Source organism: Streptomyces chumphonensis, assembly GCF_014779715.1.
GTDB lineage: Bacteria > Actinomycetota > Actinomycetes > Streptomycetales > Streptomycetaceae > Streptomyces > Streptomyces chumphonensis.
The window spans coordinates 41,701-56,048 of the sequence record NZ_JACXYU010000010.1 but is presented as its reverse complement, the minus strand read 5'-3'; the positions used below and the strand labels follow the sequence as shown (position 1 = coordinate 56,048).

Below are 14,348 nucleotides of genomic sequence, written 5' to 3'. Positions count from 1 at the left end.
CGCGAGCCTAAGGGCTGCCCGGCCCGGCGGGACGTCGGCTCGGGAATTCCGGCCGCCCCCGCCGTCCGGTACGGCGCGCGCCGTACCGTGGACCCATGGAGTTCCTGCTCTTCCTCTTGGTCGTCGCCGCCCTCGCCGCTTTCCTGGTGCCCCGCCTGACGCAGCGGCGCCGGGCCGTCAAGGCGGCCGTGGGCGGCTTCTCCCGGTCGAACGATCCCGACGCCTACGGCTTCGTGCCCGCCGCCGAGCTCGACGTCCGGCTGCCCGGGCCCGACCACGAGCTGGTCGAGGCGCTGACCGAGACCCAGCGCACCCAGGACTACGAGCCCGTCGCCCGACTGCTCGCCCTGACCGCCGACGACTGGGAGCTGCGCTGGCAGCGCGTGCAGTCCCTGGCCGGAGCCGCCGCCGTGGAACTCCGCGCCGCACGGGCCACCGGCGCCGAGCAGCCGCCCCCGGAGCCGGGGCCCGCGCCGGGCGGCATCTCCTTCACCAAGGACGCCCCCACCGAGGCCCGCCAGCAGGACGCCCGCTGGCTGCGGAACTGGCGCACCGAGCGGCCCCAGGACCGCAGCGCCGCCCAGGTCTACGCCCAGTTCCTCGTCTGGCAGGCCCTCGCCGACCCCTCCTCCGCCGACCACCACATCGTCCTGGAGGAGGCCCGCAACGTCGCCCGCGAGGCGGCCGCGATGGCCGACGAGGACCCGACGCCCCACCTCACCGAGCTGTTCGTCGCCCGCCGCCTCGGCTACCGCCGCGCCGACTTCGAGGCGCTGTGGAACGAGGTCGTGCGCCGCGCCCCGCACCACATGGGCGCGCACCTGGCCGCCCTGCCCTACTGGTCGGAGAAGTGGCACGGCTCCCGCGAGGACGCCTACGCCTTCGCCCGGAACGCCGCCGCCCACGCCCCCGAGGGCAGCCTCCTCCCCGCCCTGCCGCTGTTCGCCGTCTGGGACCACCTGCCCGAGGCCAACATGGTCCGCGGGATGTACCAGAGCCAGGTCGTCGAGGACGCGATCGAGGCGGCCGAGTTCGCCGTGAACGAGGCGGCCGACGACCACCCCGTCCGGGCTCACGTCCTCCACCTGCTGCTGTGCCTGCTCGTGCGCTCCGAGCGCTTCGAGGAGGCCATGGAGGCGCTGCGCGCCGTGGACGGCTACGTCGGCGCACTGCCGTGGATCGAGGCCCCGGACCCGGCCCGCGCGTACGCCGCCTACCGCGCGCTGGCCGTCGCGGGCTACGAGAGCCACGGCGGCAGCACCGCGTCCACCCCGCCGCCACCCCTGCACTGACCCCCGCCCGCCGACGCCACCGTCCGCCCGCGCCACCCAGGGAGCCCCGCCATGTTCGCCCACCGCACGTCCCACCTCCCCACCCCCGAGCAGGCCCTGCCCGGCCGCACCGAACCCGCGTTCACCGTCACCGGGACGCACGCCGTCCTCGACACGCCGCTGCTCGGCCCCTACCCCGAGCACCTCGCCGTCGCCGACTTCGGCCTCGGCTGCTTCTGGGGCGCCGAGCGCGTCTTCTGGGAGCAGGACGGCGTGTGGACGACGCTCGTCGGCTACCAGGGCGGACACACCGTGCACCCCACCTACGAGGAGGTCTGCTCGGGGATGACGGGCCACACCGAGGCCGTCCGCGTCGTCTACGACCCGGAGAAGGTCGACTACGGGCGCCTGCTGAAGCTCTTCTGGGAGGCCCACGACCCCACGCAGGGCTTCCGGCAGGGCAACGACGTCGGCACCCAGTACCGCTCCGCCGTCTACACCCACTCCCCCGCCGACCAGAAGGAGGCCGAAGCCTCTCGCGACGCCTACCAGCGCCTCCTGACCGCCTCCGGCTACGGCGACATCACGACCGAGATCCTGCCCGCCGAGGGCCGCCCCTTCTACGCCGCCGAGCTGTACCACCAGCAGTACCTGCACAAGAACCCGGCGGGCTACTGCGGCATCGGCGGCACCGGCGTCTCCTGCCCCGTCGGCATCGCCCGCACGGACGGCTGAATCGGCCCACGACGGCTCGCAGCATCGAAGCCTCGGCTTGAAGGGCAAGCCCGCCTTCTCATCACATACGTGTGTGATCGAGCCCCCTTCAAGGTCGCTCCTTCACTCGTTCGAGAGGCGATAGCGCAGTACCGCCCATGACGCTGAGGCGCGGGATCAAAATCGCGCTCATGGGAGCCGCCATGACTACCTCCGTCGCCGGGCAACCGCTGATCCCTCAGCCGCCCGCCACTGTGGCCGCGCTGCGGCAGGCCGTGGGCCGGGTCACCCCGGCCGCCCTGCCGGCCTTCACACGGGAGCTGGACCATGCGGCCGATCAGTCCCGGCAGGGTTCCGATCCGGCACCGCTCCAGCGGTTCGTCGCCCAGTGGACGGTCCACGTCCACGTGCAGCGGCACCCGGAGATCGCAGCGGATCTCCGACGCTGGGAGGATGCCGCCGAGACTGGTGATGCCGCCCAGGCACGCCGGGCGGCCGCTCACATCGGCGCATCCTGGACGCGGCCCACGCGGCCGTCGGTCTCGCCACCCGGTGAGCGCGGATTGGCACTGGGAATACGACCCTGACCACGACCATGTAGCAGGGGGTGTTCCCACTAACGTCGTAGCCGAGGTGGAGCGGTTGGCTGACCAGATCGTCGATCTGGCCAGTACGGGCGTCGACGTCGGCGACCTCGGCACCGGGCCAAGCTCAGGGGTCTTCGGCGTGTGGACGAGAAGTGAGCCGGTGTTCAGGTGGATGCGGCCGTCCGTGTGGCCCGTCCCGGGGAGGGGCGGGCCACACGAACGGCCTGGGCACCTGAACGACGAGGTCAGGCGTCCTTGGCGCAGATGACGTTCACGTAGCCGGCGTCCAGGTCCGACGTCCTGGGCCCGGCGTCACCGACCGTCAGGACGGCTCGCCATCCCCGCACCTCACCGTTCTTGAACGCGGGTCCCGAGAGGACCGGGCTGACGTGGCGGTAGTTCGAGACGAACCCGCCTCCGGTCGCGTGGTAGCCGTCCTTGCAGAAGACGGAGGCCGTCCCCTCGGTCTCGCCCTTCTTGATGACGATCGGAGCACGACTGGCGTACGTGCCCGGGTCGGCGGCACTGGCCGTCGCCTGGGCCATGCCACATGCCATCAGCGCGCTCAGCGCGACTCCGATCGACGTGCACACCGTTCGAGACTTCATGGTCGTCCTGCCTCATCCGTTCGTCGTGGACCGACGTGTTCCGGTCGGTCGGTGAGCGCGCGTTCCGGCGATCACCGCGTCTTCAACGAGGCGGACCGCGAAGGGACACCGTTGCGAGACGCGCTTCCGGTGGTCGAGGGCGAATTTGTGCTGGTCGAAGGGGTGCAGCAGGGTCAGGATCGCCGGTTCGGCCGTCACCGGCGCATGGAGGTGACCGCCCGTTCGGCGCCGTGCGACGGGCGGGGCAGGGGTGGGGGCGGGAGGATGGGTGGGTGGGGTTCGACGAGGTCGCGGACGAGCTGTACCGGGGGCCGCCGGAGGAGTTCACGGCGGCACGGGACGCGGCCGTGCGGGCGGCGCGGAAGGCCGGTGAGCGGCGGCTCGCGGCGGAGCTGAAGGAGTTGCGGCGGCCGACGCGGGCCGCGTGGGTCAGCAACACGCTGGTGCGGGAGCGGCCGGAGGAGGTCGGGCCGCTGGTGGAGCTGGGCGAGGCGCTGCGGCGGGCGCAGGCGGAGTTGGACGGCGCGCGGTTGCGTGAGCTGGGCGCGCGTCAGCACGCGGTGGTGGGGGCGATGGCGCAGGAGGCGGGCCGGCTGGCGGCGGACGCCGGGCGGCCGGTGGGGGACGACGTCCTGGAGGAGGTCCGCCGGACGCTGCACGCGGTGCTGGCCGATGCGGAGGCGGCCCGGCGGTGGGCGGAGGGGCGGCTGGTGCGGCCGTTGCGGGCGGCGGCCGGGTTCCCGGCGGTGGCGGCCGAGCCGGGCGCGGAACCGGGGGCCGAACCGGGCGCGGTGCGGGATCTGGACGCGGCGCGGGATCGGCGGCGGGCGCGAGAGGCGCGGGCCGGGCGACGGGAGGCCGAACGGCGGGCGGCCGAGGAGCGGCGGGCCGAGCGGGAGCGCCGCAAGGGTGAGGAACGGCGGGCGGCGGAGGACGCCGAACGGGCCGTGGCGGCGCGCCGCGCGGAGCTGGAGGCGGCGCGGGAGCGGCTGGCCGGGGCGCGGGAGCGGGCCGACGCGCTGGCGGAGGAGCTGGCGGCGGCGCGGGAGGCGGTGGCGGCGGCCGAGGAGGGGGAGCGGGCGGCGCGGGCGGCGGTGGGTGACGCGGAGCGGGCCGCCCGTCGGGCCGGACGGCGTCGGCCCCCGCAGTAGGCGGGCGTCTGGAGGATCAGGCGGGGTGTGCGGGCGCCGGGCGCTCGGGGTCGGGTTGACCGGGCGCCGTGGCGGAGCGGGTGACGACGACCGTGCGGCGGGTGGTCGCGCGGCCGAAGACGAGGGCGACGGCGGCCAGGCCCGCCGTGGCGCCGAGGAGTTGGGCGGCGAGGTAGAGGAGGGCGGAGGCGGGGGCGATCCCGGCGAAGGTGTCGGAGAGCGAACGGGCGGTCGTCAGGGCGGGGTTGGCGAAGCTGTTGGAGGGTGTGAAGAGGATGGCGGCGCCGATCCAGGCGGGGACGGCGAGGGGGACGAGCCGCGTGCGGCCGGAGCGGACGAGTCCGAAGGCCACGAGGAGCAGTCCGGCCGTGGCGACGGCTTCGGCGAGCCAGACGCCGGGGCCCCAGCGTGCGTGGGTGCCGGGCGTCAGGGGCGGGAGGCCGTACATGGCGTGGGCGAGGGCCGCTCCGCTGAGGCCGCCGAGCAGTTGGGCGGGCAGGTAGGCGGCGACGTCGCGGCGGGGCGCGTCGCCGGTCCACCAGGCGGCGAGGGTGATGAGGGGGTTGAGGTGGGCTCCGGAGACGGGGCCGAGGACGCCGAGGAGCAGCCCGAGTGCGGTGGCGCTCGCCGCGACGTTGACCAGCAACGCGACGCCGACGTCCGTGCTGAGCCGGCTCGCGTGGATGCCGGAGCCGATGATGACGGCGGCGAGCAGGGCGGTGCCCAGCGCTTCGGCGGCGACGCGACGGCGCAGGGAGGGGGGTCGCGTCACCCGGTCACCCCCGGCACCGCCGACCCACCTGCAACATTTTGTTGAAGAATCATGGTGTCGATGGTGCCAGGTGGGTCAGCGGTCCTTCCGAGCGGGTCGGGGCGCGCGGGGCAGCGCCAGGAGGATGAACAGGGCGTTGACGGCCAGGACGGCGGCACCCAGCTGGAAGGCCAGGGCGTAGCCGGGGGCGAGGCCCTCGGGACCGGGGCCGGACATCCGGGCCGCCGCGACGGTCGACAGGACGGCGAGGCCGAGCGATCCGCCCATCGTGCGTGCCATGTTGACGAGCCCGGAGGCGATGCCCGCGTCCTCCGTCGGGGCGCCCGTGGTGGCGGCCGACGCGAGCGGGGTCGCCGTCAGGCCCGCGCCCGCCATCATCAGCAGGCCGGGGCCGAGGACGGTGCCCAGGTACGTGCCGTCGGCGTGCAGGGTGCTCTGCCACAGGTACCCGGCGGCCGCCATGACGCAGCCGGCGACCGCGACGTTGCGCGGTCCGGCCCACACCATCAGGCGCGGCGCCACCTTCGACGCGGCGACGATCACGAGGGAGTGCGGAACGCAGCTCAGGCCCGCCGCGATCGGCGAGTAGAGCAGGACGTTCTGGAGGTAGAGGGTGATGAAGTACCAGGAGCACACCATGGTCGCGCCCATGACGAACATCGCCGTGTTCGCCGCCGCCACGGCCGGCAGTCGGAACAGCCGCAGCGGCATGAGCGGCACCGGGGCGCGGGCCTCGACGGCGAGGAACGCCCCGAGGAGGGCCAGGCCGCCGAGCAGCGGCACCAGGGCGGAGGGCGCCCCCCAGCCGGTGGACTCCGTCTCGACGATCCCGTAGGCGAGGGTGGCCAGCCCGGCGGTGACGAGGACGGCGCCGGGCACGTCGAGCCGCCGCCGTCCGCCGGTGCGGGTCTCCACCAGCCACCAGGCGGCCGCGAGGAGCACGACGGCTCCGATCGGCACGTTCACCAGCAGCACCCAGCGCCACGACAGGCCCTCGGTGAGGACGCCGCCGACGAGGCCGCCGGCCGCGCCGCCGCCCGCGCCGACGGCCGTCCAGGTGCCGATGGCACGGGCCCGGGCCGGGCCTTCGGGGACGGAGACGGTGAGGAGCGTCAGGGTGGAGGGGGCCAGCGCCGCGGCACCGACGCCCTGCACCGCGCGGGCCGCCAGCAGGTGCCAGGACTCCTGGGCCAAGCCGCCGGCGAGGCTGGCGAGGGTGAAGACGGCGAGGCCGATGAGGAAGAGGCGCTTGCGGCCGAAGAGGTCCCCGGCGCGTCCGCCGAAGAGGAGGAGCCCGGCGAAGGTGATGGTGTAGGCGTTGACGACCCATTGCAGTCCGGCCGCGCTCATGCCCAGGTCGTCGCGCATGGAGGGCAGGGCGACGTTGACGACGGCGATGTCGAGGACGACGAGGAACTGTCCGGCGCAGGCCGCGAACAGCACGGCCCACAGCGGCGGGGTGCGCCGTCGCGCGGTGGATATCCTTGAGGCGGCGGGGACTTGGACCATTCGACCATGCTATGGCGGCGGACCTCGGGGCCGGGACGCCCGGCTGGGGTCAGCCGCCCAGGTGCTCGCGCACGGTGGCGGTGATGGCGGCGGTGTAGCGGTCGATACCGGGGGACGGACGCGGGCAGGGCTTGGGGTCGGACGTCGTCGGGGCCAGGCAGAAGTGCAGCAGGTCGTCCTCGCGGTGCAGCGGGGTGCGGCCGTCCTCGCAGTAGCCCGGGGTGTCCCGCTCCTCCTGCGTGCAGGGCAGCGTGCGGGTCCAGGTGTAGCGGGCGCCGGGGCGGCTGACGGCGGCACCGGCGTCGGAGAGCAGGGCGTCCGTGCGCGGGGCGAGTTCCTCGTAGACGGCGTTGACGCGGCGGACGCGGTCGGGCGCCATCGCGTCGGGGCCCTGGAGGACCCAGACGAGTCGCGGTGCGGCGGTGCCGTTCTCCTCGGCGGCGCCCCGGATCTGCTCGGTGATCCGCTCGGCGTCGGCGGTGTAGCGGGCGTAGTACTCGGGGGTGCCGGAGCCGATGCGGTCCATGCAGGGCGTGTAGCCCCAGGAGTTGCCCCAGAACTGGAGGACGACGACGGTGGGCCGGAAGGAGCGCACCAGGGCGGCCGCCTTGTCGTTCGCGGGGACGAGCGACTCGACGTCGCGGCCCTCCAGGTAGTCGCACAGGGTGGTGCCGGAGTAGGGGGCGCTGAGGTACGTCGTGCGGTCCAGCTCGCCGACGCGGCGGCCGAGTTCGTCCTGCGTCTCCATGGCGAGCGAGTCGCCGATGTACAGGACGCGGGCGGGGTCCCGTTCGGCGGGTTCGGCCTCCTCCGGCTCCTCCTCGGCGGCGTCCCGGGCTTCGCCCGGCAGGTAGGCGGGCCGGTCGTCCCCGGCCTCGGGCCGCTCGCGCGCCGACGTCGACGGGCCCGCCCACAGGTAGCCGACGGCCAGTACGGCGCCGACGAGCCCGAGCGCCAGTAGCGCCGCGATGTGCTTCCGCATGCCGCCCTCCCCACGGTGGACGGCCACCCAAGCACATCGCGGGCGCGGTTTCTACCGGTCGGTAGCTTCGGGGTGGCCCATCGCCTCGCGGACCTTCGCGGCCGTCTCGGCGGGGTCGTAGCCGGCCGGGACGCCGGGCACGATGACGCAGTCACCGGTGATGTGCCGGGTGCGCAGGGGCAGCACCTCCTGGTAGGCGGGCGACGCGTACCAGGCGCGCGCCCTCGCCAGGTCGGGGAAGCCGATCACGACGACGTCCCCGGGCCAGCTGCCCTCCAGCACCTCGACCTGGGCGCCGTGGACGAGGAATCGGCCGGAATACGGCGCCAGAGTGGCCTGAATCCGCTCGATGTAGCGGGGTACGTCCGGGTGCGGACGGAACTCCCGCAAGTGGGCGATGGCGTACGCGTTCACGGCGCCGGGCTCGGTCATGGTCTCCCCCTCGTGCGGACGGTGGCTGCGACGCGTTCACCGTCCCACCGGGCGGGTCGCCGGGTCGATGACCTCGGAGGTCATGCCGCCCGGGCCGAACCGAACCGGCCGCCCGCGCACGCCGCGCGCACGCCGGGCGGCCGGTCCCGCACACCGCGTCTCTCACATGCGCTTCATCTTCATGTAGCGCACGGCCTCGGGACCTTCCGAAGCGATGACGGCAACCGTCGCCAGGGTGACCAGACCCACGGCCAGCCGGACGACGGCCGCCGGGATGAAGATGCCGTTCCTCATCGCGGACTCACCTCCTCTCCCACTCCCGCCGCTTCCCCTCCGGCCTCCTCGCCCCCGACGCCCACCCGCGCCTCGCCCATCGCGCTCCGCGCCTCGCCCATCGCGCTCCGCGCGAGCAGGTCGGCCACCAGCGAGGTCACCAGCGGCACGGCCTCGGCGACCGCCCGCCGTACCGGTTCGCTGAGGCCCACGCTCACGTCCGGCTCCTCGCCCGTCATCCGCACCAGGGGCTCGCAGCCCACGACCAGGACCCGCGGCAGCGGGGCCCCGCCACTCAGCCTGCGGGCCAGGGCCAGCACCTTCACCGGGTCCATGGCGTGCGCCTCGGGCATGGCGTCGCCGAAGTCGTCCAGGGGCGGTTCGATGACGCTGAGCGTGCCGGGCGGCTGGCCGTGCGGGGCGGCGTCCACGAGGACGGCGGCCGTGTACCCCTCGGTGAGGCGGTAGGCGAGGTCCATGCCCCGGATGCCGAAGTCCGCGACGTGCGCCTCGGCGGGCAGCGTCTCCCGGCGCAGCGCCGCGGCGACCTCGGGGCCGAAGCCGTCGTCGGCGAGGAACATGTTGCCGATCCCCGCCACCAGGACGCGCGAGGGGCGCTCCCCCTCGTCGGGATCCGAGGCGGGCTCCAGCTCCTCGGGGGCGAAGAAGAAGCGGTGCCCGATCTGCGCGGCGGAGCCGAAGTCCCGCCCCGGGTCGTCCTGGAGGACGACCGCGACGTGCACGGCGCCCTCGAAGTCCTCCTCGACGGCGACGACTTCGGCCGTCCGCCCGGCCAGGGCGAGGTCCATGATGTCGCCGTGCCGCAGCGGACGCAGCCGCACCCGGCTGCCGCGGCCGACCACGACGCCGTCGACGAGGACGGTGCGGGCGGCGTCGGCGGATGACGTGGTGTCCTCCCAGGGCGCGTTCATGCCTGCTCCAGCGGTCGGAACTCGCGGATGGTGCCGTGCAGCGCGGCCAGTTCGGCGGTGCTGAGCCGGGCGCAGCGGTCGAGGATCTCCCGCGCGCGGGGGTCGGCGGCGCGGGCCTCGGCCTGTTCCTCCTCGGTGAGGCTGAGGACGGTGAGGATGAGGAGCTGGTCGATCTCGGTGCCGTCGAAGAGGTCGCCGGGGCTCTCGGGGGCGACGGCCGGGAAGTCGTAGAGCGTGACGGGCGAGGCGAGGACGGTGTGGGCGCCGGCGGTGCTGTCGGTGCGGGCGGCGCCCAGGCCGCCGGGGCCGCCGTCGACGAGGACGGGCCACACGCCCTCGTTGCGGCAGTCGGCGGCGGCGTCCGCCAGCGGGGGCGGCGGGTCCAGCAGCGAGACGAACCGCGCGGCGTCGCAGTGCAGGACGGTGTGGGTGGAGATCAGGGCGTGGGCCGCGGCCTTCTCACGCGCCCGCCGGTCCCCGGCCGAGGGCGGCGGGCAGTCGGTGGTGTTGGCGGTGCGCACGGTGACGCGGTGCACCCCGCCGCCGACGGCCTCGGCGCTCACGGTGACGGTGCCCGTCAGCCGCTGCCAGCTGCGGACGAGGGTCGCGACGTGGCCGCCGTCGGCGGCGTGCAGCGGCTCGCGGGCGCGGCCGGGCGGCACGTCGACGGGGGCGGTGCGGGGGGCCGCGTACAGCTCGGCGAGGCTCGGGCTCAGGGTCACCTCCCGCTCGGTGGCCTCCTCCCAGGCGACGTACCGCTCCCCGGCGACGGTCACCGCGTCGACGGGTTCGGGTCCGCCGGGGCCCTCGCGCAGCACGGCGCGGTCCACGACGTGGAGGAAGCGCACCCGCACGCTCAGCCGCACCTCGTGCGGCGGCCGGTCACCGGCGTCCAGCAGGACCTGGGTGCGCTGGGTGGCGGGTTCGCCGAGGTCGGCGGCGCAGCGCTGCGGGAAGACCCCGCCGAACGTCCAGCGTTTGGTGTTCTTCAGCGCGGTCCTGCGGTAGGGCCACAGCAGGTAGCCCTCGTAGAGGCAGGTGCGCACGATCTTCTCGACGGCCTCGGCGGCGTCCATGACACTCCGGTCGGTGACGTTCGGGGGGGGGTGGGGTGAGGGGGTGGGGGTCAGGAGGCGGTGGTGTGCGCGTCCCGGTCCCCGGCGGGGGGCTGTTCGCCGGTCTCGGCGTGGTCGAGCAGGCTGCGGACGGTGGCGTCCCAGTCGGTGAGGACGTGGCGCACCCGGTAGGCGTCGAGCCGCTCCCACGTCTCGCGCGGGAGCCGCAGCCAGGGGCTGTCCGGGTAGTAGCGGCCGATCAGTCCGTGCCACAGGGGGGCGGGCATCCGGTAGGTGGCGTCCTTGGACCACGAGACGCGCGCGGTGCGCAGGCCGCCGTCGGCGCCCGCGTAGAAGACGGTGCCGCTGAACAGGAAGTCCAGCGGCACCTCCCCGTCCCGGACGGCGGAGAGGTACTTGGTGACGGCGATCTCGGTGTCGTAGCCGCAGGGCACGACGACGTCCACCCGGGTGCGCCGGTCGAAGGCGGGCACCTGGAGCGTGGTCTGCGCCCAGGCCAGGGGGTGCAGCGTGGTCCCCCAGCGTTCGGCGGCGCCGAAGAGCTCGGCGAGGGCCCGCTGCGTGGCGGGGTCGTACCGGCGTCGGGCGACGTCGATGCGCAGGGCCGTGGTGAGGCTGACGGAGCGGACGGGGCCGCCGCCCGTGCGGGTGATCTCCACGCCGAAGCGCAGGGCGGGCACGGCGGCGAACCGTTCCTGTTCGGCGCCGGTGACGGCGAAGTCCAGGTCGGGCAGGTCGGGTGCGGCGGCCGGCGTCCGCTCCGGGGCCGTCATGCCGGGGAGAGGTTCGGCATGTCGGGCTGGATCGGGTCGCGCAGGTCGGAGTTGATGCCGGTGGAGCGGCGGGCGGTGCTGCGGTCGCCGGCCAGGTGGCCGGGCTGGTGCTTGGCCGCGCCCTGGTGGTTGCCGCGTCGCACGCCCCTGACGTGCGCGGTCGCGTCGGCCTTGATGTCGGGCTTTCCTACGGTGATACCCATGACGCCTCCTGCGGAGTGCGGGTCGTGCCGGTGTCGTCGGTGGCGGACGCCGCGTCGAGGGTCCGGAAGAACTCCTCCACGTGCCGCCACACGTCGGTGCCGCCGCCCAGGCCCTTCCAGTGGGCGCGTACGAGGGCGGCCAGGCGGTAGCAGTCGTCCAGCGGCAGCAGCCACTGCTCACGCCGGTCGGACGCCCGGTGGACGAGGAGGGCCTCGACGTCGTCGGCGAGGTCGGCCAGGGCCGGGTCGGTGGCCAGGACCTCCTGCCAGACGGCCGGGTCGGGGTGGGCCCGCAGGGTGCCCAGCGGGCTCGGGTAGCGGGCGGTGACCTGCCCGGACTCGGCACTGCGGGTGAAGAAGGCCAGGTCGACGGGGACGCCGAGGCCGGCCCACAGGTGGTCCTCGATCGGCGCGCCCGTCAGCCGCAGCCGTCGCTGCGGGAGGAGCCGGTAGTGGGCGCCGCCCGCCTCGTGGCGGTCGAAGAGCAGGGAGCAGGGGCGGCAGGCGCAGGACACCGCGTCGGTCAGCAGGTCGAGCAGGTGCCGGTGGTCGGGGGCGAGGCGCTCCGCGCACAGGTCGCAGCGCTCCTCGGCCGCCGGGCCGGCGGACGTCGCGCCGCCGGGGGCGGTGCGGGCCGTGGCGCGGCGCGCCACGGCCCGGAGCCGGGGGGCGGCGGGCGGGCCGGTCACGGCTGCCCCGCGGGGGTGGGGGCGGGGCGCTGGAAGAGGGAGTCGACGGAGATCAGGGTCTCGGGCGCGGGGTCGGGGGCCGTCTCCACGTCGACGCGTGCGAGGTCGGGGGCGGCTCCGGCGAGCGCGTCCCGGACGGTCCGCTCGGGCGGTTCGGGGGGTGCGTTGCAGCCCCGCGCGGTGCCGGTGATCCGCACCCGTACGGTCTCGTCGGTCAGCTCCCGCGCCGCCACGGTGACGCCGTGCCGCCGCAGGTGCTCGGCGACGGCGTCCAGCGCGCGGCGGGCGCGCACGGACGGCGGGTCGGGGTGCAGGTCGTGGACGAGGAGGAGGTGGCCGACGAGTTCGTCGTCGGCCAGCCGCCGCAGGGCCGCCGTGTCGTCACCGGTGTGTGCGACGACGCGTTCCAGCGCCTCGCCGTAGAGGCCGACGAGGGTCTCGACGGTCTCCCGGGCGCGGGCCGCCGCCGCGCTGTCGGGCAGGGCGTCGAGCCCGGAGAGCAGTTCCTCGGCCCGCGCCACGGTCGCGCGGGCCCGGGCGTCGTCCGATGCCATCACTGCCGCCTTTACAGGTGCTGGCCGAAGGTGGGCGAGTGCGTCCGCGACAGGGTGCGCCCGCCGCCGACGTACATGTGGACCCCGCAGGGCAGGCAGGGGTCGAAGCTGCGCACGGTGCGCATGATGTCGATGCCCTTGAAGTCGTCCGGGCCGTTCTCCTCGAAGATGGGGCAGCCCTGCACGGCGTCCTCGTAGGGGCCGGGGGTGCCGTACATGTCGCGCGGGCTGCCGTTCCACGGGGTGGGCGGGTACGGGTGGTAGTTGGCGATCTTCTTGTCACGGATGACGAGGTGGTGCGAGAGGACGCCCCGCACGGCCTCGTGGAAGCCGACGCCGATGCCCTCGTCGGGCACGGTGAAGTCCTCGAACACCTTGGTGCGCCCGGCCCGGACCTCGGCCAGGGCCTCGTTGACGAAGTGGAGGGCCATACCGGCGGCGTAGGCCACGAAGTACATGCGGGCCCGGTTGCGCTCGATGGTGTTGGGGAAGGGCGGCGGGGTCCACTTGAGGTTGACCTCGGCCATGCCGGGCGTCTTCGGCAGGTCGATCTCGACGCTGCCGCCGCGTGCCCGCACGTAGGGGGTGTCGACCTTGCCGGCGAGGGCCGTCGCCCAGAGCCGGGCGATGGGGCCGCCGCCGGTGTCCAGGGCGAGGTGGTCGCCGGTCCGCTGGTCGAGCCAGCGCGGGCTCATGACCCAGCTGTACTTGCCGCCCTCCTCCAGTTCGCGCTTCTGCGGGGCGGGCAGCGTCGTCTGGTTCCAGGGGTGCCGCTTGTCGACGGGGTTTCCGAGCGGGTCCTTGTCGACGTACGTCTCCTCGTTCACCCAGTCCTCGTAGTAGGAGCTGCCGAGGAGGATGCGCATGTTCAGGTTGATGTCGACGAGGTCGGTGGTGACGAGCTCGTTGTCCACGACGATGCCGGGGGTGACGAACATGGCGTTGCCCCACTCGTTCATCGTCCGGTAGCGGTAGTCGACGACGTCGGGGTCCTGGAAGGCGCCCCAGCAGCCGAGCAGGGTGCGGCGGCGGCCGACCTCCTCGTAGCCGGGCAGGGCCTCGTAGAAGAAGTCGAACACGTCGTCGTTCATGGCGACGGCGCGCTTGATGAAGTCCAGGCAGCGGGTCAGCCGCACGAGGTAGTCGGTGAAGAGCTGCGGGGTGGCGACGGTGCCGACGCCGCCGGGGTAGAGCGTCGAGGGGTGGACGTGCCGGCCCTCCATCAGGCAGCACATCTCGCGGGTGAGGCGGCTCATGACGAGCGCGTCCTTGTAGGTGCTGCCCTCGAAGGGGTTGAAGGAGCGCATGATGTCGGCCATCGTCCGGAAGCCGTGGACGTCGCCGCGCGGGGCGGGGGTGCGCTCGGCACGCTGAAGGACGCTCGGATTGGTCTCCTTGACCATGCGTTCGCTGTAGTCGACGAAGACCAGGTTGTCCTGGAAGATCGTGTGGTCGAACATGTACTCGGCGGCCTCGCCGAGGTTGATGATCCAGTCGGCGAGCGGCGGCGGCTTCACGCCGTAGGCCATGTTCTGGGCGTAGACGGAGCAGGTGGCGTGGTTGTCCCCGCAGATGCCGCAGATGCGGCTGGTGATGAAGTGCGAGTCCCGGGGGTCCTTGCCCTTCATGAAGACGCTGTAGCCGCGGAAGACGGACGAGGTGCTGCGGCACTCGACGACCTCCCGGTTGGGGAAGTCGATCTTGGTGTAGATGCCCAGGTTGCCGACGATCCGGGTGATCGGATCGAACGCCACCTCGGTGAGGGTGCGCTGCTCGGTCGGCCTGGCCTGCGTCGTCGTCACGGGGTGAGGTCCTTTCACGC

At 74.2% G+C, this 14,348-nt stretch carries 16 protein-coding genes and 1 pseudogene; 4 read left to right on the top strand and 13 right to left on the bottom strand.

Annotated features, from left to right (window positions below; translation table 11 throughout):
- Positions 1–95: 95 nt before the first annotated feature.
- From IF129_RS18360 to IF129_RS18350, 3 genes and pseudogenes are all read left to right on the top strand, one after another.
- Positions 96–1,292, top strand: a complete 1,197-nt coding sequence (locus IF129_RS18360) for a hypothetical protein (RefSeq protein ID WP_191210811.1) — start codon at positions 96–98, stop codon at positions 1,290–1,292.
- A 51-nt stretch (positions 1,293–1,343) separates the two neighbouring features.
- Complete coding sequence (gene msrA / locus IF129_RS18355) at positions 1,344–2,006, top strand: peptide-methionine (S)-S-oxide reductase MsrA (protein ID WP_191210810.1); 663 nt, start codon at positions 1,344–1,346, stop codon at positions 2,004–2,006.
- A 182-nt stretch (positions 2,007–2,188) separates the two neighbouring features.
- Positions 2,189–2,541, top strand: a pseudogene (locus IF129_RS18350) (hypothetical protein).
- A 276-nt stretch (positions 2,542–2,817) separates the two neighbouring features.
- Here IF129_RS18350 and IF129_RS18345 read toward each other — a convergent pair.
- Entirely contained in the window at positions 2,818–3,180 is a 363-nt protein-coding gene (locus IF129_RS18345; RefSeq protein WP_191210809.1) for a hypothetical protein, read from the bottom strand.
- A gap of 272 nt (positions 3,181–3,452) precedes the next feature.
- On the opposite strand from IF129_RS18345, the gene IF129_RS18340 reads away from it, so the two are divergent.
- Positions 3,453–4,331 carry a hypothetical protein gene (locus IF129_RS18340; RefSeq protein WP_191210808.1) on the top strand — a complete coding sequence of 293 codons (879 nt, stop codon included), beginning with the start codon at positions 3,453–3,455 and terminating at the stop codon, positions 4,329–4,331.
- 16 nt (positions 4,332–4,347) lie between these two features.
- Here IF129_RS18340 and IF129_RS18335 read toward each other — a convergent pair whose 3' ends face one another.
- The 12 genes from IF129_RS18335 to IF129_RS18285 all read right to left on the bottom strand — a co-directional run bounded on the left by IF129_RS18335 (position 4,348) and on the right by IF129_RS18285 (position 14,328).
- Positions 4,348–5,103, bottom strand: a complete 756-nt coding sequence (locus IF129_RS18335; RefSeq protein WP_191210807.1) for an aquaporin — start codon at positions 5,101–5,103, stop codon at positions 4,348–4,350.
- 75 nt (positions 5,104–5,178) lie between these two features.
- Entirely contained in the window at positions 5,179–6,612 is a 1,434-nt protein-coding gene (locus IF129_RS18330) for an MFS transporter (RefSeq protein ID WP_191210806.1), read from the bottom strand.
- A gap of 49 nt (positions 6,613–6,661) precedes the next feature.
- Positions 6,662–7,594, bottom strand: a complete 933-nt coding sequence (locus tag IF129_RS18325; protein ID WP_191210805.1) for an SGNH/GDSL hydrolase family protein — start codon at positions 7,592–7,594, stop codon at positions 6,662–6,664.
- Between the two features lie 51 nt (positions 7,595–7,645).
- Complete coding sequence (locus IF129_RS18320; RefSeq protein ID WP_191210944.1) at positions 7,646–8,008, bottom strand: DUF1330 domain-containing protein; 363 nt, start codon at positions 8,006–8,008, stop codon at positions 7,646–7,648.
- 180 nt (positions 8,009–8,188) lie between these two features.
- A complete protein-coding gene (locus tag IF129_RS26795; protein ID WP_263576250.1) occupies positions 8,189–8,320 on the bottom strand; it encodes a hypothetical protein in 132 nt (43 codons plus the stop codon).
- Complete coding sequence (locus tag IF129_RS18315) at positions 8,317–9,231, bottom strand: hydrogenase maturation protease (protein ID WP_318153820.1); 915 nt, start codon at positions 9,229–9,231, stop codon at positions 8,317–8,319. The genes IF129_RS26795 and IF129_RS18315 overlap by 4 nt, the downstream gene beginning before the upstream one ends.
- Complete coding sequence (locus IF129_RS18310; protein ID WP_191210804.1) at positions 9,228–10,307, bottom strand: hypothetical protein; 1,080 nt, start codon at positions 10,305–10,307, stop codon at positions 9,228–9,230. The genes IF129_RS18315 and IF129_RS18310 overlap by 4 nt, the downstream gene beginning before the upstream one ends.
- A gap of 50 nt (positions 10,308–10,357) precedes the next feature.
- A complete protein-coding gene (locus IF129_RS18305; protein ID WP_191210803.1) occupies positions 10,358–11,080 on the bottom strand; it encodes a DUF6084 family protein in 723 nt (240 codons plus the stop codon).
- Complete coding sequence (locus IF129_RS18300) at positions 11,077–11,283, bottom strand: hypothetical protein (RefSeq protein WP_191210802.1); 207 nt, start codon at positions 11,281–11,283, stop codon at positions 11,077–11,079. The genes IF129_RS18305 and IF129_RS18300 overlap by 4 nt, the downstream gene beginning before the upstream one ends.
- The gene (locus tag IF129_RS18295) at positions 11,268–11,972 is read right to left on the bottom strand and encodes a DUF5947 family protein (protein ID WP_191210801.1); all 705 of its coding nucleotides are present in this window, start codon (positions 11,970–11,972) and stop codon (positions 11,268–11,270) included. The genes IF129_RS18300 and IF129_RS18295 overlap by 16 nt, the downstream gene beginning before the upstream one ends.
- Entirely contained in the window at positions 11,969–12,526 is a 558-nt protein-coding gene (locus IF129_RS18290) for a NifU family protein (RefSeq protein ID WP_191210800.1), read from the bottom strand. Before IF129_RS18290 ends, IF129_RS18295 begins: the two co-directional genes overlap by 4 nt.
- Positions 12,527–12,537: 11 nt before the next feature.
- Positions 12,538–14,328 carry a nickel-dependent hydrogenase large subunit gene (locus IF129_RS18285; RefSeq protein ID WP_191210799.1) on the bottom strand — a complete coding sequence of 597 codons (1,791 nt, stop codon included), beginning with the start codon at positions 14,326–14,328 and terminating at the stop codon, positions 12,538–12,540.
- Positions 14,329–14,348 lie beyond the last annotated feature (20 nt).